The sequence below is a fragment of the Actinomyces sp. HMSC075B09 genome (assembly GCF_001812395.1).
In the GTDB taxonomy this organism is placed as follows: Bacteria; Actinomycetota; Actinomycetes; order Actinomycetales; family Actinomycetaceae; genus Gleimia; species Gleimia europaea.
In genome coordinates this window covers 147,272-173,229 of sequence record NZ_KV808743.1, presented here as the reverse complement: position 1 = coordinate 173,229, position 25,958 = coordinate 147,272, and the positions used below count along the sequence as shown (strand labels likewise).

The 25,958-nt window shown below is 55.5% G+C and carries 19 protein-coding genes; 14 read left to right on the top strand and 5 right to left on the bottom strand.

Annotated elements, in window-relative coordinates:
* Positions 1-37: 37 nt before the first annotated feature.
* From HMPREF2854_RS08295 to HMPREF2854_RS08285, 3 genes are all read right to left on the bottom strand, one after another.
* A complete protein-coding gene (locus HMPREF2854_RS08295) occupies positions 38-2,596 on the bottom strand; it encodes a YfhO family protein (RefSeq protein WP_070621208.1) in 2,559 nt (852 codons plus the stop codon).
* The gene (gene wecB, locus HMPREF2854_RS08290) at positions 2,587-3,672 is read right to left on the bottom strand and encodes a non-hydrolyzing UDP-N-acetylglucosamine 2-epimerase (protein ID WP_070621207.1); all 1,086 of its coding nucleotides are present in this window, start codon (positions 3,670-3,672) and stop codon (positions 2,587-2,589) included. Before wecB ends, HMPREF2854_RS08295 begins: the two co-directional genes overlap by 10 nt.
* Positions 3,673-3,783: 111 nt before the next feature.
* Positions 3,784-5,925, bottom strand: coding sequence for an acyltransferase family protein (locus HMPREF2854_RS08285; protein WP_070621206.1), 2,142 nt, complete (start codon positions 5,923-5,925; stop codon positions 3,784-3,786).
* A 279-nt stretch (positions 5,926-6,204) separates the two neighbouring features.
* On the opposite strand from HMPREF2854_RS08285, the gene HMPREF2854_RS08280 reads away from it, so the two are divergent.
* The 8 genes from HMPREF2854_RS08280 to HMPREF2854_RS08245 are packed head-to-tail and all read left to right on the top strand — an operon-like array spanning position 6,205 to position 16,730.
* Positions 6,205-7,503 carry a nucleotide sugar dehydrogenase gene (locus HMPREF2854_RS08280; RefSeq protein ID WP_070621243.1) on the top strand — a complete coding sequence of 433 codons (1,299 nt, stop codon included), beginning with the start codon at positions 6,205-6,207 and terminating at the stop codon, positions 7,501-7,503.
* 3 nt (positions 7,504-7,506) lie between these two features.
* Complete coding sequence (locus HMPREF2854_RS08275; RefSeq protein WP_148130934.1) at positions 7,507-9,528, top strand: DUF6541 family protein; 2,022 nt, start codon at positions 7,507-7,509, stop codon at positions 9,526-9,528.
* 33 nt (positions 9,529-9,561) lie between these two features.
* Positions 9,562-11,358: a glycosyltransferase gene (locus HMPREF2854_RS08270; RefSeq protein ID WP_070621204.1), complete on the top strand. Its 1,797-nt coding sequence runs from the start codon at positions 9,562-9,564 to the stop codon at positions 11,356-11,358.
* A gap of 40 nt (positions 11,359-11,398) precedes the next feature.
* Entirely contained in the window at positions 11,399-12,565 is a 1,167-nt protein-coding gene (glf, locus tag HMPREF2854_RS08265; protein WP_070621203.1) for a UDP-galactopyranose mutase, read from the top strand.
* An 8-nt stretch (positions 12,566-12,573) separates the two neighbouring features.
* The gene (locus HMPREF2854_RS08260; protein WP_070621202.1) at positions 12,574-13,437 is read left to right on the top strand and encodes an ABC transporter permease; all 864 of its coding nucleotides are present in this window, start codon (positions 12,574-12,576) and stop codon (positions 13,435-13,437) included.
* The gene (locus tag HMPREF2854_RS08255; protein ID WP_070621201.1) at positions 13,437-14,198 is read left to right on the top strand and encodes an ABC transporter ATP-binding protein; all 762 of its coding nucleotides are present in this window, start codon (positions 13,437-13,439) and stop codon (positions 14,196-14,198) included. Before HMPREF2854_RS08260 ends, HMPREF2854_RS08255 begins: the two co-directional genes overlap by 1 nt.
* The gene (locus HMPREF2854_RS08250) at positions 14,185-15,840 is read left to right on the top strand and encodes a glycosyltransferase (protein ID WP_070621200.1); all 1,656 of its coding nucleotides are present in this window, start codon (positions 14,185-14,187) and stop codon (positions 15,838-15,840) included. The genes HMPREF2854_RS08255 and HMPREF2854_RS08250 overlap by 14 nt, the downstream gene beginning before the upstream one ends.
* A complete protein-coding gene (locus HMPREF2854_RS08245; protein ID WP_070621199.1) occupies positions 15,837-16,730 on the top strand; it encodes a glycosyltransferase family 2 protein in 894 nt (297 codons plus the stop codon). The genes HMPREF2854_RS08250 and HMPREF2854_RS08245 overlap by 4 nt, the downstream gene beginning before the upstream one ends.
* 71 nt (positions 16,731-16,801) lie before the next feature.
* Here the strand turns inward: HMPREF2854_RS08245 and HMPREF2854_RS08240 are convergent, their stop codons facing one another.
* The gene (locus HMPREF2854_RS08240) at positions 16,802-17,446 is read right to left on the bottom strand and encodes a TIGR03089 family protein (RefSeq protein ID WP_070621198.1); all 645 of its coding nucleotides are present in this window, start codon (positions 17,444-17,446) and stop codon (positions 16,802-16,804) included.
* 242 nt (positions 17,447-17,688) lie between these two features.
* Between HMPREF2854_RS08240 and HMPREF2854_RS08235 the strand changes: the two genes are divergently transcribed.
* The 3 genes from HMPREF2854_RS08235 to HMPREF2854_RS08225 are packed head-to-tail and all read left to right on the top strand — an operon-like array spanning position 17,689 to position 22,765.
* Positions 17,689-17,970 (top strand): WhiB family transcriptional regulator, encoded by a 282-nt coding sequence (locus HMPREF2854_RS08235; protein WP_034506413.1) that lies wholly within the window; start codon positions 17,689-17,691, stop codon positions 17,968-17,970.
* Positions 17,971-17,979: 9 nt separating this feature from the next.
* On the top strand, positions 17,980-21,369 hold the full coding sequence (locus HMPREF2854_RS08230; protein ID WP_070621197.1) for a glycosyltransferase: 3,390 nt from the start codon (positions 17,980-17,982) through the stop codon (positions 21,367-21,369).
* Positions 21,359-22,765, top strand: a complete 1,407-nt coding sequence (locus HMPREF2854_RS08225) for a DUF5719 family protein (RefSeq protein WP_070621196.1) — start codon at positions 21,359-21,361, stop codon at positions 22,763-22,765. Before HMPREF2854_RS08230 ends, HMPREF2854_RS08225 begins: the two co-directional genes overlap by 11 nt.
* Positions 22,766-22,811: 46 nt before the next feature.
* On the opposite strand, the gene HMPREF2854_RS08220 is transcribed toward HMPREF2854_RS08225, so the two are convergent.
* Positions 22,812-23,255 carry a metallopeptidase family protein gene (locus tag HMPREF2854_RS08220; RefSeq protein WP_070621242.1) on the bottom strand — a complete coding sequence of 148 codons (444 nt, stop codon included), beginning with the start codon at positions 23,253-23,255 and terminating at the stop codon, positions 22,812-22,814.
* A 79-nt stretch (positions 23,256-23,334) separates the two neighbouring features.
* Between HMPREF2854_RS08220 and HMPREF2854_RS08215 the strand changes: the two genes are divergently transcribed.
* The 3 genes from HMPREF2854_RS08215 to mtrB all read left to right on the top strand — a co-directional run.
* Positions 23,335-23,727, top strand: coding sequence for a DUF3499 domain-containing protein (locus HMPREF2854_RS08215; RefSeq protein ID WP_034506701.1), 393 nt, complete (start codon positions 23,335-23,337; stop codon positions 23,725-23,727).
* 55 nt (positions 23,728-23,782) lie between these two features.
* Positions 23,783-24,466: an MtrAB system response regulator MtrA gene (gene mtrA, locus HMPREF2854_RS08210; RefSeq protein ID WP_070621195.1), complete on the top strand. Its 684-nt coding sequence runs from the start codon at positions 23,783-23,785 to the stop codon at positions 24,464-24,466.
* Between the two features lie 3 nt (positions 24,467-24,469).
* Positions 24,470-25,958 (top strand): MtrAB system histidine kinase MtrB (gene mtrB, locus HMPREF2854_RS08205; protein WP_070621194.1); only part of this gene is annotated, 1,489 nt, incomplete at its 3' end.

Here is a 25,958-nt window from a genome sequence, read left to right as displayed (position 1 = left end):
GACTGTGCAGCCGCATTTTGTTATCGAAATATGGACCTTACGCGGTGGGCTGGTCTTCCTCTGTCAGACGCGCTTTTTGCTTACGCAGTCCAACTATTAGACCTGGCGTGCACAGTAGTAGGAGAGCTAAGGTGGCTATTCCGATTCCGGCCTTGAAGAGCGGGGGAGTGAAACCGCATTGAACGGTCGTAGCATCTGAAACGGTTGCAGATAGTAAACCAGCTCGACTAGACACGGGTAGCGGCTTCTTATTATCGGAGCAAGACCATCCATCAACCGCAGGAGTTGCTATGACGAATTCTCCAGAAACTGGCTGGGCAAAAGTGGCTGTGACTTTTCCGGGACGAATTGTAAGGTCAGATGGGCTCACGATTTTCTCTGTGCCGCGCAGGTACTCATTAATACCAGCGCAACCAACAAACAGGTTTTCATTTAGTGTACGGTCGGCTGCCATCTGTAGCGTGAAACTTTGGGCAGGTTCGGTAGCTCGACCGATCTCGCCTAGCAGGCCGTTGGAAGAAGGATCAATACCGTTCGCTTCTCCGATGTGGTATCCCGTGGGGGCATCGGAAATCCTCTCATAGCGACGCACTCCGACAAATACTGTTGTTCCTGGCTTGCATGATGTGGAAAACAGGTAGGTTTCGCCCTTACGTAGCTCTGTTTCCTCTGCAAGAGTTGCGGCGTTTTTAACGCTAACAGGCTCAAAATGGTACAGATTAGGTGCGTTGCTAAGGGATGAACGGCTTTCATATTCCTTGGGCATTGAGCTATTAATCGAGGTGAACCGCTCAGGGTATATCCGGGCCATCGGAAGTGTCGGAATGCCTCCTATGGATGCAACCGAAAGAACACCCTTCAGGATGGAGTCTTCGGGCAACCATGAGTAACGGGCCCCTCTGCTCGTCACCATTCCCAATGTGCTAAGAGTATCGGCGTATTGGGATGTGACAGCTGTGGAATAGTAATCGGTTCCAGGATAAACGTAACGAGCAGAAAGGTTCTCAGAGGCCTCAGGATCCAAGAAATCATCATGTATCCAACCTAGCCGGTGCGTGGGCCACTCGTTTGTAGTAAGGCGCTCGCTTAATTCGAGACGTTCAGCCTCAAGGCCAGTGTTAACGTTTTGTAATAGTGGAAGTCTATTCCTATCTACAAGCGCACCAGTTCCAATGTATTCAAAACATACTGCTATTAGGAGTAGAGCTGTAGTTGCGCGTCCAATCACTAGTGCCGTCTTGCGCATTGGAAACCACCTGGTAACCATAATTACGGCGAGAAAGACACAGAGGAAAAGCGTATAGGCGATGATAATCGCACGACCGGCAGTGGTGAAGCTAACCAGGTTCCAGTGCTTCAGCAAGAATAAAGCTACGGATGAACCGAACAGCACAACGGTGACAATTTGGAACCAGTTCGGAGCATCCAGTTTCCTGCCGTTACTGAACCGGTTGTTAATGGATTTTGATTCCCATGCCAAGGTGGCCGTCACTACCATCCATGCGGTGATAACGAAAACCCAACGATACGATGATCCGTGCGGGGTTTGGAAGAGATTCCAAACCATTTGTGTCTTCAATTTAGTGACTGAGATCAAGAGGGCTGTGCTTGTAACCAACCAGACTAATTTGAATCGCCAAGTCAAATCCCGCGTAAAGAAAAAGGCCGCAAAAAGCGCTAACGCGACTAAACCTGTGTAGAGCGGTGGCTCGTAAGCAATCGTGGCTGTGAATGGTAGCGTGCGGATCCCTGCAATTGACTTGCCAAAAACGATGAGTTTATCTACGCCCTCGTACCCAACGCCTTGGAACAGGGCGGTCATAGTTGGTAAGAGGATAGGAGCAGTAGTAGCTACACCCAGGACGCCGGCTGCACCGAAGCGGACTACATTTTTTATCCCTTGTTTAAAACCATCTAGCCCTAGTGCCAAAGTTATGGAGAATAGGCCCGCCACGACACTGGCCATGAAAGCTACGTAATAGTTTGCCCACCACACTAGAGCTACGGCACCGCCGGCCAAAATCCACCGGGGTTTTGGTTTACGCATTTCTAACGCGGCAAAAAAGAGTAGCGGGATCCCATATAAGACGTCGAGCCACTGCGGAATGAACTGTCCGAGTTCAAACACCCAGCTAGAGCACGCGTATCCAACAGAGATTATAAGCGGAATGATGCCGGTGAAATCTGGCCTCAAATAATGCATCAAAAGTCGCATAAACCCAGCGGCTAAAGCAACTTTTAACAGAATACTGATGAGCAGGGCGGCAATGATCTGATGGCGCGGAACCAGCAGAAGAACAAGAGGCGTTATAGGACCACCAAGGTAAGTGGCATAATCCGGAATCGAAGAAACGCCTAATCCCAGATTCCATGCGAATGTGAGCCCCGAAAGTCCGCTACCTTGGAGCATCTGATCTCTAAACCGAGAATAGAACGGCAGGTATTGGTACACAAAATCGTGGATCCCGCCGCTGTAAATACCAAAAGGGTAGATCCCAACCAGCAGTCGCACAGCCAGGTGTACTAATACCGCAAAAATAGCACTTGCAAGAAATATGGAAACTTTATGATTTATTGGGTGTGCTCTCACCCGCATTGTTCCACCTTAGATGAGAATTCTTGCAGTACTTGAACCACGCGCTCAGCTGCGTGGCCATCACCGTACGGGGCGATGTCCGTATCGGCCGGACGTGGACGGGACGCGGCTTCAACTAGCTTCGCGCCGGCATCTACGAGCACATTCCAGCCAGCTTCAACAGTTTCTACCCACTCCGTTTGTGGGCGAACCGTGGTGCACGGCGTGCGTAGCAGGAACGCTTCTTTCTGCAGGCCGCCCGAATCGGTAATCACGCCGCGAGCGTGCATGGTGGAAGCAACCAGATCAGGGTAGGCGAGCGGAGCGTGAACCTTTAAATTCCCCCGCTCAATAGTCAATCCGTGCTCCTTAGCTTTAGCTACCAGGCGAGGATGCGCCAAAATTACCACCGGGTGGTCCACCTTGCCCAGTGAATCAAGCACCGCGTCCAACTGTGCTTTAGTGTCGGTGTTAGCGGGGCGGTGGATCGTAGCCAACGAATACTCGCCCTCAGAAAAACCAAACTCTTGCATAATCGGGCTCGGCTTGTCCGCAACCTTAGCGCGGGTTTCCATCAGAACGTCCGTCATCACGTCGCCCACAACCACAGTGCGGTCAGCTAGCCCCTCATCGGCAAGGTGCTTCGCCCCGACCTCGGTGGGGGCAAGAAGCAAATCAGCAGCATGGTCAGTGAGCACGCGGTTGATTTCTTCTGGCATCTCCCGATTAAAAGAGCGCAAACCAGCCTCAAGATGGGCAATAGGGAAGTGAAGCTTAACCGCAGATAGTGCAGCCGCAAGAGTGGAGTTGGTATCGCCATAGACCAGCACCCAATCCGGCTCATGCTTCAAAATCACTTCATCCATTGCGGCGAGCATCGCGCCAGTCTGAACGCCGTGCGAGCCAGAGCCAACCCCAAGGTGCTCATCGGGGGTCGGAATGTTCAACTCCTCGAAGAACACATCCGAGAGCATTGGATCGTAGTGCTGACCGGTGTGAACAATGACGTGCTCTACACCAGCACGCTCACAGGCATGCGCAATCGGAGCAAGTTTTACAAACTGAGGGCGCGCGCCCACCACAGACATGATTTTCATGCCTCTATCTTATACAAGGCGTTTGCCCGTACAGACTTAGTGGGCGTGCATCACACAAGTTGTACCAAAAGTCTTCGCCTGCCACGAAAGGTCCGGCACAGTTAGTGGACGCTATTTAAATAGGTCCGGCACAAAATCTTGTAGGGCTTGTTCGAAGAACGGACGAGTGGTAAATGCGTATGCCTCTGTTACATGGTGGGTATCACGCCAGACTATTACGTTTCCAATGATCGGCAGAAACTCGCCATCAACTTCTAAGATTTCATTAATGTCCACATAGTAACTGTTAGCTGCCAAGCTAGCCGGATGTTTATGATCAAATTCGGAAGAGTAAGAGTACTCGTCCTTGCGCGGCGCGCATTGACTGTAGGTTTGTGGATTTTCTAAATCTGCCTTTTGCTGTAGGCACTCTGATGGGTTAAAGGTAAAAATCGGATTGTCTCGCAGAAGAAGTAGAGGAGTTTCTCCGAGTTCTTGCCATGCAACCGCCTGACTTTCACGTGTTTGTTCTGGCGTACCAGACTGCAAGGAAGTACCGAGGGTAACAATCAGATCCGGCTTGATTTCCTCACGAAGCATGGCGACGGCCTGCTTGTTCCACTCCATGCAGAGCGGACTAACTTCCAGTTCGGGTTCGTAGACATCTTGATCCAGGCCGAGTTGACACCCGCTACGCTCCAATAGAATCAGCTTCCAATTGTATTGTGCTGCCATTTCTGCAAACGCAGGCCACCATTGTCCAACGTGGGAACCGCCTGTCAACACAACCGTTCTCTGTGCATTTTCGGTGCCAGACTCGCAAGTGGTTGGAAAAGCACGGTTGGGAACACGCCCAGAAACACAACTCTCGTCAGTGTCCGAGTTACCTGGATCAAAAGAGTAAACTTCGGGTGTTTTCACCAAAGCGATGTCTAGGTCTGGAATGGCTTTCGCTGGCGCTGTTTCAAGGCTGAATGTAAGAGCTTGCGCTCCCGGATGTTTCGCGTCGATAAGGTCCTGATAGGTCGATAACCGTTGCTCTAGCCTCGATTGACTCACCTGCGTGGCCCAATGGAATATCCCCGCACCTGTGATCATTACGGTGATGGCAAGAAGAACGGCGACGTTGTTGTTCTTCAATAAGGATAAAGATGCAACTCGGTCTTCAAAGAGTTTCTTGCCCATTGTTCCGAGAGCCAGGCTCACAGTGAATACGATCAGCGCATCGAAAACGCCCAACTTAGGTTTGGCAAAATAGTTCAAGTAGAAGATGATTACCGGCCAGTGCCATAGGTAGAGCGAGTATGAGATGTCTGCCAGGAACTTGATGGGCCGGATCTGAACGAGGCGGTCACCGCCCCAACTCGTGTAGCTCTTTCCACCCGTGAGGAAGAGGAGCAGGCCGCCTACAGGAAGGAGTGCTTGCGGGCCGGGGAACACCGAAGCACCGTCAAACAAAAACCCAGTGGAGAGCAACATGATTAGACCGACCCATGTCAGGCAGGCCCTCGTCACGCTATTAAGCCGGAACTTCGAAATGGTCAGTCCAAGGATGCCAGGCAGCGTTAGTTCCCACAGCCTAGAGATAGAAGAAAAATAGTTCGCCTGTTGAAACACACCTTGATGCCACCATGCATAAAGGAACGATCCAACTGTGACGATCCCGAGGAAGATCATCAAAGCTTTTTTGGGATCCCGTCCAGCCTTGACCAATGGAACAGTTGAGAGCATGAATACGAACGGCATCAGGATGTGGAACTGAACTTGGATCGAAGTCGACCACAAGTGTTGCAAAGCGGAAGTGCCGGGGCCGGCTGCATCATAGGCAAGTTGAGATCTGACCAGCTCAATATTCTCAGCGAATAGCACGGATGCCCGCAGCTCGGTAAACAATTGTGGATGGAAAGCTGCTCCCAATACCAATGGGCCAACGATCCCAATGAACAGCAACACTGGTATTAGCGGAACAAGCAGACGCCTCGCTAATCCGCCGAAACGCGACATCAGCGGAATGAACCCGCCTCCGGCCACAGCGCGCCGATACAGTGAGGGGACGGCAAGGAAGCCGGTTATAGCAAGGAAAATGTCGATACCGCCCGAAACCCGGCCATTGCCAAAAATGTGGAAACTTACCACCAGTAGGATTGCGATACCACGAATTCCGTGGAGTTCATCCCTCCACTTTCGACCATCTGAAAAAGGTATCGAACGGTCAATCTCGCTCTCGGATACTGACTTCAGAAAAGCCGCGCTCACAACAAACCCAATCAACATTAGACAACGTTCTAAGCGAGTATATGGGGGAATCTGCGCCGCACGAAAAACCTGTGCGTGTCTTCCTAAGTGGGTTCGATCTTGTGTATTAGAGGATGCACATTGGGAAAGTGCGAATTTGCGAAGCCAATCAGGTCGCCGAAATATGGGCAGTGAGAGTGTTCTTGAATCATATGCAACACGTTCCGCGGCCTTTTAGGAGGGTCCTAAATGACGACTGGCCCGGTGTTAAACTTGGCAGTGACTTGATTCTTGAAAATCTTTGAAATGGAGAAGCGCATGCGTATCGCCGTAGTCGCCATGGGAAAGATCGGTTTGCCCCTGGCCGTACAGTTCGCAGATTCTGGCCATGAGGTAATCGGCGTTGACGTGAACGAAAAAACTGTTCAGATGATCAACGATGCGAAAGAGCCTTTCCCGGGTGAAGCACACTTACAGGAAAAGCTTTCGCAGCTCGTTCCCGCAGGAAAGCTACGCGCCACCACCGACTACTCCGATGCGATCCCTGGCGCGGATGCGGTTGTGCTCGTAGTGCCTCTCTTCGTCAATGATGAAACTTGGGAGCCGGACTTCGGCTGGATGGACGCAGCCACCAAGTCTTTGGCAGAAAACCTCACGCCCGGTACGCTCATCTCCTACGAGACCACGCTACCGGTGGGCACTACGCGTGGTCGCTGGAAGCCAATGATTGAAGAAATCTCCGGCCTTAAAGAGGGCAAAGACTTCCACCTGGTATTCTCCCCAGAGCGAGTTCTTACCGGCCGCGTATTCGCTGACCTTCGCCGCTACCCCAAGCTCGTTGGTGGCCTAAGCGCAGAAGGTGCTAAGAAAGCCATTGAGTTCTACGAATCAGTTCTTCAATTCGATGAGCGCCCTGACCTGGATCGCCCCAATGGAGTGTGGGACCTCGGTTCCGCTGAAGCTGCCGAAATGGCGAAGCTCGCTGAAACCACGTACAGGGACGTTAACATCGGCCTTGCAAACCAGTTCGCAGTATTTGCCGACCAGCAGGGCATCGACGTGCAGGCAGTCATCGACGCCTCTAATTCCCAGCCCTACTCGCACATTCACCGGCCCGGTATTGCCGTTGGTGGACACTGTATTCCGGTTTACCCGCGCCTCTACCTATCCACCGACCCGCACGCCTCGATCGTCCGTACGGCCCGCATGTTCAACGCGTCCATGCCGGAATACTCCGTTAAGCGCCTCGAGAGCGTTCTCGGTGGCCTCGAAAATATGACCGTTGTTGTGCTTGGTGCCTCCTACCGCGGCAAGGTGAAAGAAACCGCGTTCTCAGGCGTTTTTGCAACTGTTGATGAACTTCGCAAGCGCGGCGCTAAAGTGCTTGTGCATGACCCGATGTTCACCGACGAGGAACTCGCCGGCTTTGGCTGGGACGCTTACAAGATGGGTGAGCCTGTTGATGCCGCCATCGTGCAGGCGGATCACCCCGAATACAAGACCGTCACCCCGGCTGATTTGCCCGGCATTAAGGTGCTGTTTGACGGCCGTCGCGTAACTGACCCGCAGTTATGGAAGGGCACGCCGCGCCTCGTAATCGGTGACGCTCAAGGCTAAACCTTGATCAGCGCCTGGATTCCAGCTCTAATCCCGGCCCTACTCACAGTCGCGGCACTGTGGGGGCCGGGATTAGTGGTAACTTCAGCCCTGCGTCCAGACAAGTGGCGCGCCCTTACATTCGCGCCCCTAGCTTCTGCGGGTGTCATCGGGATAGCCGCTATATCTGGTCCATTCATCGGCGTGCGCTGGGGATGGCCCCTCTATCTAGGGGCAACAGCGATCATTGCTGCCCTCGCATATCTAATCGGATACTTAACCCGACAGCGCACCGGTTCGCGTTCGCCGCAGTCACCACAAACTACGCGCAAGATCCCCGCCAACCCTGCAATCTGGCCAGCCATCGCGGGCATGTCCATCTCGCTTCCCTTCACCGTGGGCGCCTTCATCAGTGGTATTGGCCGGCCCGAATACCCCACCCAAACCTGGGACGGCATGTTCCACCTGTCAGCAATCCGCTGGATCCTCCAAACGGGCAACGGCTCGGCCCTCAACCTCTCAGCCGTTGCCACCTCGCTCGACCAGGGGCACGCCAACAGTGGCGGCTTTTATCCAGCAGGATTTCACGATCTCGTTGCACTCACCATGGTGGGGGACACCAATATCATCGTCGCCACCAACGCAGTAGTCATCGTTATCTCATGCATCCTCTGGCCACTCGCGGTCGCCCAGCTCAGCTCCATCTTCCTTCCCAAAGCCCCTGCGCTACCTATCTTTACCGCTCTGCTCGCTGCCACCTTCTCATCGTTTCCGGAACGTCCCGCATCTTACGGGGTACTCTGGCCAACCGTCTATGCCTACGCACTTATTCCCATCATCGTCATAGCGCTCGCAGACTGGTTTGCACGTACCAACCAAAAGCCGATGGCGCTACGCACCTCCTTTATCGGTCTTCTCGGTGCTATCGGAATCGCGATCATTCACCCAACCGGAATCTTCGTATCACTTCTCGCCATCATCACGCTCTCGATAGACCTTTTGATCCGCTTGATTGCTCGCACGTTAAAACTCAGTAGGGGACAGTTAGCTACATTCATCACGGGTGTGGTTGGGCTTGCCGGCGTCCTATACCTCGCGATGAGCCATCCCGCGTGGCAAACCGTGACCAACTGGGCGCGCGAACCTATTGGAAGTTTCAAACGCGAATCATTTGGCGTCATCTTCGAATCACAACTCTCTTGGATGGGGTACGGCGACGCATACATAGATTGGGCTCTCGGTATCCTCACTATCATTGGCGGTATCGTTGCACTTACCATGCCCCACATGCGGTGGCTGGCATTTACCTACGGGATAGGCAGCTATCTGTTCGTTGCGTCCGCAGTGGTCAACATTCCCGGCTACGCACTCGTGGGCCCCTGGTACTCCGACCCTGTTCGCCTCGGCGCCATCGTCCCGCTGTTCGGCGCCCCGATCGCTGGCATTGGCACCTGGTTTATCTTCAACACCATTGTGAACATGGTCGGTCAGATCGGACAAAAAGTACCGGCGCGTATAGGGCTTGTAGTCGTCATGGTCGCGGGCCTAATCGTAGGCACGAACAACTTGGGATACTACTCTGGATCCTCCCAACTGCACCTGAACTACGAGTTCAAAAACGAATCTGACCTCAACCCTCTGGCGAATCCTGAAGAACTCCGCTTCATCCAAACACTGCCGAAATATGTTCGCGAAGGGGAAGTGATTGTTGGTGATCCGCGCACGGGCCTTCCACTCGTATACGCACTCACTGGCCGCGACGTCCTCTACCGACATATCGAAGGCCAATGGAGCAACGATGCTCTTTCAATCGGTCTGCACTTCGAACTATCTGCCCAAGCCGATCCGGAAATTTGTGCTCTGCTGAAACGCAACCACATCCGCTACTTCTACACCGACAACATCATCTACTGGCCAGAAAACCCAGTTGGCACAAAATATGCCGGTCTGCAAGTTGCCCACGAGCATGCCGATGCGTTCAAACTTGTTGCTGAAGGTGGGGGAGCCGCACTATACGAAATCACTACGTGCGATAATGCCCAGTAGGATTAATCAGATTTGGGTCAGCAAAGGAGAAAGGTGAAAACCACTAAACCCCGCGTTGTAGCGGTAGTAGTGGCGTGGAATCGCCAGGATCTAATGGTCCAAACTCTAGATGGACTTGCCTCTCAAACTCGGGCTCCCGAGGTCGTTGTGGTTATCGACAATGCTTCTACAGACAACTCGCGCGCCATCGCTCAAGATCACCAGGTAGTGGATGAAGTTCTCACTATGCCTGAGAATCTTGGAGGTGCCGGAGGTTTTGCTGCCGGCATTGCCAGAGCCGTTAACCATTGGAACGCGGACCTCGTGTGGATTATGGACGACGATACGGTCCCCACCCAGACAGCCCTCGCCGGGCTCCTAGAAGCGCGCCGGAGGTACCCGGGCCAGCCGGCCCTACTCGCGTCCAAAGCGATCTGGACAGACGGGCGGGAACACCCGATGAACCGTCCGCGACCGCGCCCCCTGCTCGATCCGAAACTTGCTCGTCGAGCCGAAGAAATCGGCACTGTGCCTATCCGCACGGCCTCCTTCGTTTCAATTATGATTGACCGGCGAGCCATCGACGAAGACGGTCTACCGAAAGCTGACTACTTCCTCTGGAATGACGACTTCGAGTACACCGCACGGCTGCTCCGTCACCGCGTTGGGCTGTACGTGCCCGATTCCGTGGTGGTGCACAAGACTAAGAAATTTGGAGACTCATCGGCCGATCCTGGTCCACGCTTTGTAAACGAGGTGCGTAACAAACTGTGGATGTACACGCGCTCGAATGCGCTCAACCCGGTTGAGAAGGCTCTATATGGCGGCAAATCTGTGCTGCGTTGGGGATTGACCGTAAATAACTCGGCCGATCCGAAAGCTCTACTTGGCTTTGCTAGAGAAGGCATAAAGCAGGGAAGGAAGCCGCCGCGCACCACCGCCGAGGTCCTCGCTCACACGCCAGTAACGAACGACGTTCAGGCACTCGAAGCTGCCGCGCCCCAAATTCTTGCAGGCGAGTACGAACCTTTCACTGTCCTCACATCCGTTTATGCGGGCGATGATCCGCAGCAATTTGAGCGTGCACTTGTGTCAATTACTCGTGAACAGAACCTGAAACCCGACCAGGTAGTGCTCGTACAAGATGGGCCCGTACCAGGTGAGTTACAAGAAACTATCGATAGGTCCAGCGACATCGCCGGCCAGCACATTGACGTCGTGCGGTTGGCCGAAAACCAAGGGCTCGCTCGAGCCCTCGAAGCTGGACTGAAGGTCGCTAAACACGAAATCATTGCGCGCGCAGACGCTGATGACGTGTCACTGCCGCAGCGTTTTGCCAAGCAACTTCCGCTCATGCGTGGGCGCGACCTTATTGGATCCGCCATCGCCGAATTTGAGCATGACGAAACCCAATGGGGCATGATTCGTGTCCTTCCCGCCCAGCATCAAGACATCGCCAAAACAGCAAGATTTCGCGATCCGTTTAACCACCCAACCGTGGTTATGCGCAAAAGCGCGCTAGAGCGCGCCGGTGGTTATCAGCACCTGGACCGAATGGAAGACTACTGGCTGTTTGCCCGCATGATTGCATCCGGAGCTCGAACCGCCAACATAGAAGAACCCCTTGTCGCATACCGCGTAGGGGCCGGCGCATACGCACGCAGGGGAGGGCGCGACCTGTTCGACTCCGAACTCGAACTACAACGCAACCTCCTGCGCATAGGTTTCGTCACTCCGACGCAATACGTGCGCAACGTGGTGATTCGCGCTGGCTATCGACTCATTCCTACTGTCGTAAGAAAATCCTTGTACCAGGGGGTTGGAACCCTCTCATGGTTCCGACGCGGTTAAACTAGAGGAGCGTACTTACGCCAAGAAATAGGAGCTTGCCTTGAAATATGACGTTGTAGTTGTGGGATCGGGCCTTTTTGGCCTAACAATTGCGCGGCAATGCGCAGAAGAGCGCGGCCTCAAAGTTGCGCTTTTGGAGCGTCGTAGCCACATCGGCGGAAACGCCTATTCCGAGGCTGATCCTGAAACGGGTATTGAAGTCCACAAGTATGGCGCGCACCTATTCCACACGTCTAACGAACGCGTGTGGGAGTACGTCAACCGCTTCACCTCATTCACAAACTACGTTCACCACGTGAAAACCACGGTCGGCGGCGAGGTGTACTCAATGCCTGTAAACCTGGGCACTATTAACCAGTTCTTCCGCGCTGCATACACACCCGATGAAGCGCGTGCACTGGTTAAAGAGCAGTCCGCTGAAGTTGCTGACTCTGACGTTAAAGATTTTGAATCCAAGGGTATTTCCCTGGTGGGGCGCCCCTTGTTTGAGGCATTTTTCAAGGGGTACACAGCCAAGCAGTGGCAGACCGATCCGAAGAAGCTACCGGCCTCCATCGTTTCGCGCCTGCCCGTGCGCTACACGTACAACGACAAGTACTTCTCCGACACCTATGAAGGCCTGCCCACGGATGGGTACGCCGCTTGGCTGGAACGAATGGCAGACGATGACCTGATCGATGTCTTCCTTGATACCGATTTCTTTGACAACTCCCACGAGCTGTCTAAAGACAAGGTGGTTGGCAAGGTTCCCGTAGTGTACACGGGCCCGCTAGACCGCTACTTCGACTATTGCGAAGGCGACCTCACCTGGCGCACGCTCGACTTCGAAATCGAAGTTGTGAACACTGGCGACTTCCAAGGAACCTCCGTCATGAACTACGGAGACGAGGACGTTCCCTACACTCGCATTCACGAGTTTCGCCACTTCCATCCCGAGCGAGAAAAACAATATCCGGCTGACAAGACCGTTATCGCGCGCGAATACTCGCGTTTTGCAAGCCGAGACGAAGAACCTTACTACCCGGTCAATACAGACGAGGACCGCGAGCGTCTGGCCCGTTACCGCGAGCTAATGGATGGCGAAGATAAGGTGTTCTTCGGGGGCCGTCTGGGAACCTACAAGTACTTGGACATGCACATGGCCATTGCCTCTGCACTATCGATGTGGGACAACCAGCTTGCTCCACTGCTTGACGGTGAGAACTAGGAGCCGGTTTGACCACATCCACTGACGAGTTCGTAAGGCCTGGACGGTCACGAGGACTACTGGAAGTATTCGATAAGCGGTTCCTCGCTTCTCTTCTTGTGCACAAGGAGCTGCGGGTACGCTACCGCGGTTCCGTTCTGGGCATGCTGTGGAGCTACGCGAAACCAGCAGTCCAGTTCCTCGTGTTCTACCTGGCTATCGGCAAGTTCATGGGCATGGATCGCGCCATTGAAAACTACGTGATCTACATGTTTGCTGGCGTTGTTGCGATGAACTACTTTGCTGAGATATTCAACAACGACACTCGTTCGGTAGTTTGGAACACTCCACTAGTTAAGAAAATCTACTTGCCGCGCGAACTTTTCCCGGTAGCATCCACGTGGGTAGCGTTTGTGCACTTTGTGCCGCAGCTGGTGATCCTTGCCAGCGGCGCCCTCATTTTTGGGTGGAGGCCCGGCCTCATGGAATTGGGGCTTTTTATCTACGTGTTCTTAGTTCTAACTATCTTCGGCCTTGGCGTTGGGCTTCTGATGGGCGCTCTCAACGTGTTCTATCGAGATGCTGAAAACTTCGTTGAACTCATCCTCATGGTCACCACATGGGCGTCGCCAGTGCTGTACAAGTGGGAGATGGTTTACAACTTCCTTGGTGATGGTTGGTTGTGGAAGCTGTATCAACTGAACCCTCTGACCCCAATCGTGGAAATGTTCCACATTGTTTTTTGGGAGCCAACGATGATGCAAGAGGCAGCTACGCGACCTCCCGACATGTTCATGTGGGGCATCATTGCGGGCGTGTCTGCAGTTGTGACGCTACTGGTTGGCGAGATTGTGTTTAGAAAACTTGACCCCCGTTTTGCGCAGGAGCTCTGATGGCTACGGAGAATAACAGTCACAAGCCGCGCCCTGTGGTGAAGGTCGAGAACGTTCGCAAAGAGTTCATTATCCGACGCACCCACACGCTGAAAGAAACCCTCGTCTGGTCCATGACTGGGCGACGCTCTGAGATTTCAGAACGGTTCCGCGCACTCGACGACGTGTCTTTTACCGTGAACGAGGGGGACACGGTTGCGCTACTGGGCTATAACGGTTCGGGTAAATCCACCTGTTTGAAGTTGATCTCTGGCGTGCTACGCGAGGACTCCGGCTACGTTGGCGTGCGCGGTAAGGTGGCGGGCCTGATCGAGGTGGGTGCAGGTTTCCACCCCGACCTCACGGGCCGCGAGAACGTGTACTTGAACGGCGCTATCCTCGGCATGTCCAAGAAGGAAGTTGAGGAAGCGTTCGACGAGATTGTGGCATTCTCGGAAATCGAGAAGTTCATTGACACCGAGGTTAAGTTCTATTCCTCCGGCATGTTCCTGCGCCTCGCATTCTCCGTTGCTGTGCATACCGACCCGGACATTTTCCTCGTTGATGAGATCCTCGCAGTTGGTGACGAACCGTTCCAACGTAAGTGCCTCGCCCGCGTGCAAGAAATGAAAGCCGCTGGCACCACGCTTGTGATTGTTAGCCACGACCTCGACATGATCGCAGATATTTGCGACCGCGGTATCTTGCTTGAAAAAGGCAAGATTGTTGTTGATGGCACTGTGGACGAAGCGATTGAAAGGATGCGTAGTGAGCAAAAATAGCGAGGAGCTAGCAGCGCGGCTAGCCGACGTTTTCCCCGCATATAAGTTCACCGTCATGCTCAGCGAAGAGGGTGAGAACATCCTCGGCCGGCTCGATGATGCATGGATTGAGAGTGCGCTTCGCCCCTTGCTTTTACTTCACGAACGGATTGAGGTTGTCCTCAGTTGTCGAGATGTGGAGCCCATGTCCAACCCGGCTGAGCTTCAAAAACCCTTCGAACATGTTTACGAGGATGGCGCTGAGGTGGGCGTCATCACCGCACAAAGCAGAACCGACGTTCCGCTTGAACGCATCATGATGGCAGTGCCTACCGCGGAGCTAGTAGGCAAGCCAGCTAACTTCAAGATGGAGCTCAACACTTCCAAGCTGGCCGCACTCGTTGCGAAGACCTACACGAAGGTCTACCACGCGGCGCCCCTCACGCTCGATGTGTATCGCCAGTATCGCAACACGCACGGGCGCGGACGCAAGCCGCAGGTTTTGCCAGCTATGACGCGTGCGGGCGAGGCCGGAGGAGACCTCAACTCGAAAACCATGTGGATCGCCATGCACTGGGCGGAGTCCGGGGGAGCAGAAGCGTGGGCGTGGGAGCAGGCCCGCATCGCCAAAGCCGCCGGATTCAACCTGATCTTCACTTTTGACCGGTGTGCGCCCCAGCGGCAACTCAATCTCGCCTCGTCAATGTCGCGGTTTGTCTACCTGATTGACCAGGCTGTGCCGCGGCGCAACTGGCCGGCCCTCGTCACTGAAATCATGGCTACGCACAGGCCCGGCCGCATCCACATTCACCACTCGATTTTTGCCTACAGTATGATCCCGCTGGTGAAGTCCCTTTACCCGGGCGTGCGCATTGAAGACAGCACGCATATTTCTGAGCACCGCGGTGGCGGCTTCGTGTCAGCCTCGATCGGTGCGCGAGCATACGTGGCTCTGCATCACGTGATCTCCCCGCAGTTGCAACGCCTATACCGTGAGGGCGGTGTCGACTCGGCGAATGTCGTATACCGTCCGCTCACGACATTCACCTCTGATCAGGCTCAGCCGCGGTCAGTTGAGTTGCCAACAAACCGTCCGCTTCGCCTCGGATTCTTGGGCCGCCTATCTCCGCAAAAGAGGCCTGTTCTGTTCGTTGCGCTCGCCGCATACCTGAACAAACGCTATCCCGGGCAGTTCGAGTTTGTTATGCAGGGCGATGGCGAACTCGAAGAGATCGTATCGAAACAAATCCGCCGTATGCGCCTCGATGCCGCCATTGAGCGTCGCCCTTGGGGGCCGGTTGCAGACTTTTTTGACGATATCGATGTCCTCGTAATCACGTCTGAAAATGAGGGCCTAACTCTAACTACAATCGAGGCAGACGCGGCCGGCGTTCTGGTGGTATCTACCGATGTTGGATCACAGCAGACCGTCATCGCTCGGGGCGCGCTACTTCCACGCGAGCCTATCGCATTCTTCAAAGCGGCCAGGCACCTGTTCCCGCGCCTGGTATCCGACGCCGAGTTCGTGCGTAGACTGGCTACAGAGCAGCGTAGCCGACTCGACAGTCTTCGTAGCCTAGAGTCAGCAACAACATTCTTTGAAAACCACTACGCGCAAATCATGAGGGAACTCGACGCGCAAGAAAGCAGGGAAGCGAAGTGAAAGTCGCAGCTGTAGTTGTTACATTCAATCGCCGTGAGCTGTTAGAGAAGACAATCGCGGGACTGGAGGCCCAAACCCGGCCTGTTGACAAAATCCTTGTTATTAACAACGCCTCTACTGACGACACGCGCGAGTATCTGCTAGGTCGCGAGTGGAAGCGTCCTCACGCTGTCATTACCTCCGTTAACAATACGGGAGGTGCGGGTGGTTTCACGCTTGGCATCGAAGAAGCATACAAGCGCGGCTTTGACGGGTTCTGGTTGATGGATGACGACACGGTTCCGCAGCCTGAAGCCTTAGAAGAACTGCTCGCAGGTCTTGACGCTGCCACAAAGCGCCGTGGAGCGATGCCATCGTTTGCCTGCTCTAGCGTGCTTTGGACGGACGGCAGCATGTGTGAGATGAACTCGCCTGAAACCGTGTGGGACTGGGTGCGCCCCCTCATTGATGGGGAGAACCACGTGGATGTGAAGTCGTGTTCTTTCGTATCCTGCCTCGTGACGCGTGAGGGTGTGGAGGAAGTTGGCCTGCCTTACCGCGAGTACTTCATCTGGTACGACGACTCCGAGTACACCACGCGTCTGTCTAAGTTCCGTCCTGGCATTTACGTGCCCAGCTCGAAGGTTGATCACCTGTTGGCAGAGAACTTGGGCGTGAACTACGGGCAGGTCAACGAATCGAACATTTGGAAGTTCGAATACGGTGTGCGCAACCAAGTGTCGGCCGCATGGTCGCTACGAAACCCTGCCATGGTCGCCCAGATTGGGGAGAGCATGCTGAAACAAATGCGAGGCCGCCAGATTCCGCTGCCGCTCAAGCTTCGCCTCGTGAAGGCCGGCCTGAAAGGACTGGTGTTCCATCCGCGTAAGCGGACCGTAGCTGACATTTAGCTAGGTCATATGCGAAGCCGTAGCCAGTTCCAACTGAGGTAGCAGTAGCGCGGCGCGTAGGCGCAGGAAAGCTAGACGAGGTTTTCCTGCGCCATTATTGCGTCGGTGTCCAAGCCGGGTTGGATCCAGATTGCTGGTCGTTGCAGGCGCCATGCTTCCCAGATGGAGCCGATGTAAGGCTCGCCGCACACCACTACAGGCTGGTTACCGGCCTCGAGGGAGGGGCTAGGCTCGCCCTGGGGTAGCCGTGCGGGAACGGCTCCAGCGAAAGCAAGGCCGTCGGGCTGGCTACCCACCTCTGCGATCGCGTCGGATACACCATCTGGCAGATCACCGCTCCATTCCAGGGCCATCATGCCCAAGTCCTGCAGTAATACGATGAGGCCTGGATCGTCGGCGGCGGCTGCGCGGGCCTCGTCCTCGTTGCTGGTTACGAAAATGTCGAAACTAGAAAGGTCAGACTCGGCAGTGATGGATACGTCCCCTCCCGCAAGTCCTGCTCCCGTGACCCAGACCAGGGTTCGCCAAGAGGCGGGAAGCGCTAGGGCCACGCCGGGTTGTTCTCCGCCGAGCACCTCGTCAACGTAGTTCGCAGTTTTTGCAAGCCAACGTGCCATGACGGGGCCGGTAAATTCAAGGCGTCCAGATTGTGAGTACCAAGTAAGTACGGCCGAGGGCGTGGATTCCATCCAGGTCAAAACGTTAGGGTCAAGCATGATCCTAGATTCTCACAGGCATAGCTGGAAGTCATACGCTGGGGAAGTCGAGCATAGGAGGGGCGCAGACCTCATCTGCGCAAAAACGCGAATTTTGACGCCGGTGTGGGCAATACCAAACGAAAATGAGCGCTCAGGCGAGTGGAAAAGTTCTCAAAGACTTTCCATACACCATACGGTTTGACTATTGTATATAACACGCGTGTAATTCATTAAGACGATATCTAAGTGAGGGGAAGACCGTGTGGAATATTCTCGGTGAAGGACCGCTTTCATTTGATGAAAGCGCGTACCTTGATGACGGTCCTCTCGCTTGGCAAGAGCAGGCTCTTTGCGCGCAGACGGATCCCGAAGCTTTCTTCCCGGAAAAGGGCGGCTCTACTAGGGAGGCCAAAGCGGTGTGCGCTTCTTGTGAAGTGCGCGCTCAGTGCCTTGAATATGCCCTGCAAAATGATGAGCGCTTTGGAATTTGGGGTGGAATGTCGGAGCGCGAACGCCGCCGGCTTAAGCGCCGCGCAGTATAAGGCTTCTAAGTGGCTGACCAAAGCGTTGCAGCACTAATTGTTTCCCCCGCGAATTCGCCGTTCTTGCGGCGCACTCTTGACGCGGTTTTGGGGCAGTCCCATCTGCCTGAGCGCATTGTGCTGGTGCGCGTTGGTAAAGAATCATTCCCCGCGGTTGACGGTGTTGAGGTAATCGACGCGCCGGGCGCGAATAACTTTGGTGATGCGATTCGCGAGGCGGTATCGGCGGATCCTTCAATAGTGCAGGCCCAGTGGCTTTGGACTTTGCATGACGATAGCGCGCCTTTTGAGGATGCTCTTGCGAATCTTATTGCCGAGGGCGCTCGCGGCCTAACCGTAGGCATTGTTGGGCCAAAACAGGTGGCCTGGTCTGACTCGGATCGCCTGCTTGAGGTGGGGGTGCGGGCGTCTCGTTCGGGCCGCCGCCTCGATTATTTGATGCCGGGCGAGATTGACCAGGGCCAGCATGATTCAGATTCGGATGTGCTTGCGGTTGGCACGGCTGGCATGCTGATTCGAGCAGCGGTGTGGGAACTGACCGGCGGGCCAGATCCTGTGCTAGGGCCGTTTGGCGACGGCCTTGAACTGTGTAGGCGCACCCGCCAACTCGGATACCGTACGGTGGTTGCTCCTGGGGCAAAGATCGCGCACGCGCGTGGCAGTTACCGGGATGTCCGTGAGGGTGAGGAAGCGGACGTTAACCGTTCGTTCGGCTTGCGGCGCGGCGCGCAACTGTACAACGCGATGGTTGCGAATCCACCTATCCTGTTCGTCCTAATGCTTGTTTCGCTCCCATTTTGGACGCTTCTGCGCGCACTTATGCGTCTGTTTACCAAACAACCTGACCTGGCCTGGCTTGAACTGGTTGGCTTTGCGCGGGCGTTTAGCAGGATTCCTCAGGCGATCTCAGCGCGTCTGCGCTTGGCCCGCACTCGTAAGGTTCCTGCGAAAGCTCTCGCGAGTCTCGAGGAATCAAACCTGACCATCACAAAGGCCAAGCGCACGCTGGCTAAACGAGAGCGCGAACCTAAGCCCGTTGAAGTCCTTGAACCGGTAGCAGCTAAGTTACTTCGCGAACATAAGATTGCATCAAACGTCGCCGCTGGGGTCGGAGCGTTGCTATTACTTGTGGCAATTTTCTTTACTAGTAGCGGGCTCACGAACGGTATAACGGGTGGAGCTTGGGCAAATCTGCCGACCTCCTTTACAAAACTGTGGCACGAGGCGTGGGCCGGCTGGGTTGTTGGTGGCGCGGGAGCTGTGGGACCTGGCGATCCGCTACTCATGGTCTGGGCGCTTCTATCTGCCCCATTTGCTCTAATCGGTATCGGCCCCAAAAACGTGCTGGTGGGCTTTTGGCTACTAGCTCCGCTGGCGGCTTGGCTCGCTATGTTCTGGGCTACGAGCACGCTCACACACCGGCCGATTTGGCGGTTTGCGTTCGCAACCATCTGGATTTCGCTTCCCACTTTCTTGCTGTCCTGGTCTGATGGGCGTATGGCAGCAGTGATGGTGCACGTGGCTGTTCCGCTGGTACTCCTGGGGTGGATGAGGATGCTGAGCCTGGGCGCCACTTTGCGGATCCGCGGCGCGCAAGACGGTGAACTAGAGGTGCAAGATCGTGCTTTGGCTACCAGTTACGCCGCGCTCGCGTCAGCTGCTCTCGTGGTGGTGGTTGCCGCCGCACCATGGGCAGGTTTGGCGCTCGTACTGTTTACGATCGTGCAGTTGCTCGTGCGGCCTCGCAAATGGAAACTGACGCTACTCGCAGCTATGCCACCCCTGGCGATCATGCTACCCACGTGGATCGCGGCCGTTCAGATCGGAGGAACAAGAGCGCTCCGATTCCTGCTTGCCGATTCGGGTCGTCCACTCGCTTTTGATGCCCCACCAACTTGGCTGAGTGTGCTCGGCCTGCCGGAAAACCTGGTGTTGGATCCGCGTAGCGTGGGCGTTTGGCTGGCTCTGGCTCCCGGCGTTCTGTGCGTCCTGGGTGCGATGCTTGCTCTTGTGAACTTTTCCCGCACTTGGTTGCGCACCCGCTTCTTCTTCCTGACAGGTACAATCGCTTTCATCATCGCGATTGTGGCAGCCCGCACGGTCATCGCCTATGACGGGACTCTGGTTGCTGCTTGGCCAGGACCGGCTCTGTCCATTGCGGGCATATGCATGATTGCTGCGTGGTCGGGCCTGCTGAGTCCTCTGGTTCTGCAAGAGCGCCTCTATTCGTACCGTTCGCGTCGGCGCCTTGACGTAGCCGCAAAGCGTCGCTTGAAAGCCAAGGAGCGTTCGCAGCAGAACGCACCCAAGAAAGACGTCTTAGACGAGACTGATGCTCAGGTTGCCCAGGCTGATGTCGAGCAATCTGAGGTGGACGCAGCGCAATCCGTGGACGAAATCAAACCGGACGAGTCCGAAACCGAACATCTTGAGGTACAAGATGCGACGCCCGTACCTGTTCTCAAGTCGCGTGTAAGCGCCCTTGAACGGGTTGTTTGGCCGCTTGCAGCAGCGGGCCTGGTTTTGACAGTAGTGGTTGCGCTAACCCCGGTTGCGGTATGGGCTGCAGGAATAACGGTTGATGGAGCGCGTCCGCGCGCTATCACAGCTGCGCCAGAGTATGAGACGCCTGCCGCCGCGCAGTACGCTCAGGATTACCCGCGCCACGCTCGCTTCCTCGTGATGCATGTAAATGACGAGGGAGTGCAGGCACAACTCCGCCGTGGTGACGGCGTTGAACTGGGGGACTCATCGCCGCGGTTCCGCCTCGAAGACGCGATCAACATGCAGTATCTCCCGCAAGGTGAGGTAGCCCAGGCGCTGGCAAATCCCGATGAAGCGGATGCTGACTTCTCCCGCGCGGTAGCCGAAGTCCTGAACAATGCTGAGCCAACGGGCCTGCTTGGCTTCGCAGTGGATCAGATCGCATTGTCAGGGGAGGGAACCTCTTACACGGCGGCTCAGACGGCTCTCGATTCGAATGAGTACCTAGAGCGAGCGGGTGAATCTGAAGCTGGACTTCTGTGGCGAATGCGCCCCTCGGGTCTAGAGCCGGCTCGCATGTATATTGACGATTCAGGAAAAGTCACGCCCGTCCCTTCCGGTCTAGTTGGTGCGTCCGTAGATCTTTCAAAGTACAAATATGGCCCGGGAGCTACGCTGGTGCTGTCAGAACGTGCCGATGCTAACTGGCGAGCCACGGTTGGTGCCCAGTTGCTGGACGTCGCAGACCACGGTTGGCAGCAGGCATTCAAACTGGACGGAGCGAACGGCGTGGTCAAAGTTGCGTACCATGCTGAATGGATGCCTATCTGGTGGGTCCTTAGCGCTCTTTCGGTTGTGAGCCTGCTGATTGCGGGTGCGCCGATCCGTAGAAGGAGGCGCCAAAATGAAGCGTAAATGGTCAGCGCGCTCAGCCGCCCGGGCCGGTGGCGCCGCACTTACCGGCGGGCTTGCCGTGGTTGCGCTCGGCTTGGTGGCAACTGCGCAGTCCAGCATCGATTTTGGCGAGGACGTTGGCCGCCAAATTTCTGAGGTCGTGACCTTACCCGACCAGACCTATGAACTCGCATGCGCAGCGGGTATCGAAACTGAGTTCGGCGACAAGACCCCCACTAAGGTGTTCGTTGCCGATATTTCAGGCGTTGAACTGACTCGAGCCGTAGACCTCGTAACGGGCAAGGAGATCGCGGGCGCAAAAGGTGAAGGCGGCATCGAATTTGAATCGAAAAATCCGATCGGCCTATCTGTGCATTCCACGGTAGAAAGCAAAGCGCCTTCGGCTATTTTGGGCCAAATTAATACCGAGGATGTGCGCGGCCTAGTGTTCGATCAGTGCCAGACGGCTCGTAATGATTCCTGGTTTAACGTGGGTGCAACCACGGTTGGTGAAGCCGCATTGCTCACGGTCATGAACCCGTCTAAGCAGGCCTCCGAAGTTACGTTGCGCGGGTGGTCGAGCATTGGTCCGGTTGAGGGTGAACCCACATTCACCGTGCGGGCAGGCTCAATTGAGACGGTGAACCTGGCAGCCTTCTTCCCCGACGAGGAACGCCTGGGCGTACAGGTGCAGGCGTCCGGCCCGGGCGTGGCCGCAACGATCCGCACTATCAGCACCGCGGGCCTCACCCCTCGCGGCCTCGACCACGTCTCCGGATCGGGGGTTGCAACCAAAACTGCTCTCATATCCGGAGTTGTGAAGGGGCTGGAGGAGCCGAAGCTTCGCCTCCAAAACGTGGGAGAAGAGGAAGCACAGGTTACTCTCAGCGTGCTCTCGCAGAAGGGTAGGGCACCGCTTCCCGGTGGCAATGACGTGGTGATTGACCCCGGCGCGGTGTTCCAGCTAAATCTCGATGGTATCGAGGATGAATACGCTAGCGTGCTCGTCGAGTCAAATGAGCCCGTGCTGGCTTCCGCATCGGGCTACATGACCGGTAAGAAGGATCAGGACGGCAAGGCGCTAGCTGATCGCGTCGTGTGGATGCCCGCAGATGCGGCAACGACCTACCACGAGCCTCTTCCCGCGGCGTCCGGGGTTTCTTACACTCTCTTCCTGTCCAATTCCAGTGATGAGGACGTCGCGGTGCGTGTGAACGGCAAGGAAATCAGCCTTGCAGCCGGGCATGTGATCAGCCAGGCCGTATCTGGATCGGATCTAAAGATTGATGCTGATGCCCCCATCCACGCGTCGGTCAATGCGCTTTCCGAGGTTACCTCAGGTAATCTGATTTCTGCTATTGCGCTGCAAGATTCCACTTCAGGAACGCCTACGTTCCGCTTCATTGCCCCGCGTTAAACGGCCAATCGGTTCAGTTAGCAACCGCGTCGGATACCGGTTGGCGCTAGATGTCCTCAATGGGGCCGCCGTGGATTTCCTCCATGGAAAGGCCGCTGAGTGCGGATAGATTTTCTACCAGCAGTCCTCTCACGAGGGCATGCAAGGGGGATCCCATTTGGCGAACGGATACGCGCCCTGCTCGAGCCTGAATGGGGAGCCGGTAGAGCACGAGACGGGGTGCAAGACGCGCGAGCCGGTTTTCGGGGAATGTGCGGCACAAGACCACGGAGTGGTGCTCCCAAGAGGCCGGGTTTGAGGTTGGAACTTCATCGATGCCAATTTCGATGCGTGCAAGTTCGGGGTGGCGCGCAGTGATTTCACCTACTTGTAGCGCCACGATTTGGTCAAAAGATTCGCGCCAGTTAGCCCGTGCGGGAATGCCGGGAACAAAAAGGGGGCCGCGGCTTCCTCGTCCATGCCGATCACGGCGTCTTCTAGTTTGGCGCATGGGGCTTACTTTACCCACCTGCCGCGTGGACAGGTAGTACAAGTGCTGTAGTTCTCCTATTCTTGGAGGTGTGAATGCGATGCGTGCGTGTAGTAAGACCACTTGTAACGAGCCTGCGGTGGCTACTTTGACTTATGACTATTCCGAGGCCACCGCGGTTTTGGGGCCGCTTTCTCCTTCGCGAGAGCCCGGAACCATGGAGCTTTGTGAAATGCACGCTAACAATTTCACGGCCCCGCGCGGCTGGCAGGTGATTCGCCTGGCTACGAATTTTGAGCCCGCACCGCCTTCACCGGACGATCTGATGGCGCTGGCAGATCTTGTGCGCAAGGTGGGGAATCGCCCCGCACCCCGTAAGAACCCTGCGCCGCAGCCTCCCTCTGTTAAGCCGGAGTCTATGCGTGTTAAGAATCGGCGCGCGAACTTTCGGGTGGTTGATGGCGGAGTAGAAGATGGAGACTCATCACACTAACGCGCCAGCGCTTCTAATGCGTGAAAAATTCGAGGCGTCGTGACAATATCGTTATATGAGTGCGAACGTGTTAGTCGTGGACGACGATGTTGCCTTGGCAGAGATGATTGGCCTCGTACTTTCTTCCGAGGGGTACGAGACCGCTTTTTGTCATGATGGCCAGACAGCTGTTGAGGTTTTCCACCAGGTCAATCCGGATTTGATCTTGTTGGATGTGATGTTACCAGGCAAGAACGGCATCCAGATTTGTAAGGAGATCCGAGCTGAGTCGGACGTGCCTATCGTGATGCTGACCGCGCGTTCGGATACGACTGACGTGGTTGTTGGCCTAGAGGCAGGTGCGGATGATTACGTGCCTAAGCCGTTCAAGCCAAAGGAGCTCGTGGCGCGGGTGAAGGCGCGTTTGCGAGGCCGTGATGAGCACGTCGATGAGGTATTGAAGGTCGGTGATCTGGAGGTCGACGTTCCGGGCCACGAGGTGACGCGTGGCGGCGCCCCCATTGCTCTGACTCCGCTTGAGTTTGATTTGCTTGTGGCATTGGCGAAGGCGCCGTGGAAGGTGTTTTCTCGCGAGGAGCTACTAGAGGACGTGTGGGGTTACCGGCATGCTGCGGATACCCGCCTAGTTAATGTGCACGTGCAGCGTTTGCGCGCGAAGATAGAACGCGATCCGGAGCATCCGGAGCTCATCGTGACCGTTCGGGGCGTGGGCTACCGTGCGGGTGGAACACCGGCGTAGTTGATGGCGGCGAGCGACTCCAAGTTGGTGCGGGTGTTCCAAGATGCCCGTCCTATTCTGTTTATTCGCAAGTCCTTGTCGCTAAAGGTTGCGGTTGGCATGACATTGCTCATGTTGACCCTATTGTCGCTACTGTTTGTGGCGGTGACGTTTCAGGTGCGCACGGAGGTTTTCGAGCAGCGGCGTGAGCAGGTTCTTGATGATGCCACGGTTCGTTTAGCACAGGCGCAGTCCACGTTTGACCAGTCCACTGCTACCACTCCGGATCAGGTTCAAGATCTGGCGCACAAGTTGATTTCCTCGCTGCGATCCTCGGCCACGGGTGCGGGTGCAGTTGGCACGATGCTACTGCGGGCACCCAGCGCTTCGGCAACGTTTGCGATTAATGACCTCATCGATAGCAGTGTGATTGATGCGCTTACGCCACAAATGCGCAAGATGACGTCCGATGGAGGTGGTCCGTACTACCAGTCGATCGAGATTGATAACGGTATTGGCAAGCCAAGCCCGGGCATCATTGTGGGCGATATCGTGACGCTACCGCTCGCAGGTGAGTATGAGCTGTACACCGTTTATTCGCTCAGTGACGATCAAGCAACTATCTCGATGCTCATGCGCACATTGGTAATAGGGTCGGTGCCCGTGATTTTACTGTTTAGTGCGGGCCTCATTTACATGATTTATCGTCTGCTTAGGCCGGTTCGTAGAACCGCGGAGGCGGCCGCGCAGCTGGCTGATGGTGATTTGAGTGTGCGTGTGAGTGCTGATGGCGTGGATGAGATGTCGCAGCTCGGGCGCGCGTTTAACGACATGGCGTCCTCATTGGCTGACAAGATTGCGGAGTATGATGAGCTGTCGAAGCTGGAGCAGCGTTTTGTGTCGGATGTTTCGCATGAGCTGCGTACCCCTTTGACTACCATTCGTATGGCAGAAGAGATGCTATACGACAGCCGTGAAGAGTTTGACCCGATCTCAGCTAGATCGGCGGAGCTACTTCACCAGCAGGTGGATCGTTTCGAAAAAATGCTGGCGGACCTGCTAGAGATTTCGCGTTACGATTCAAAGTCTGCATCGCTGGAACTTGATGACGTGAATTTCACGGAGCTGGCGCAAAAAGTTGTGGATGCGAATCGCGCGCTTGCGGACAAACTTGGGGTGCAGGTAGAGGTCATTTCTGGCGAGGGTAGGAATGTGGCCGAGGCGGATAGCCGCCGCATGGAGCGGGTGTTGCGTAATTTCTTGGTGAATGCGATTGAGCACGCTGAAGGTGGCCCGGTGCAGGTTGAGGTTGGATCGGATCCTGACGCTACTTCGGTGCGGGTGCGTGATTTCGGTGTTGGTTTGGACGAGGAGACGCGCACGCACGTGTTTGAACGCTTTTACCGTGCGGATCCGGCACGCACGCGAACAACCGGCGGTACGGGATTGGGGTTGTCTATTGCCCGTGAGGACGTAGCTTTGCACGGCGGCAAGATAGAGGTGTATGGAGAGC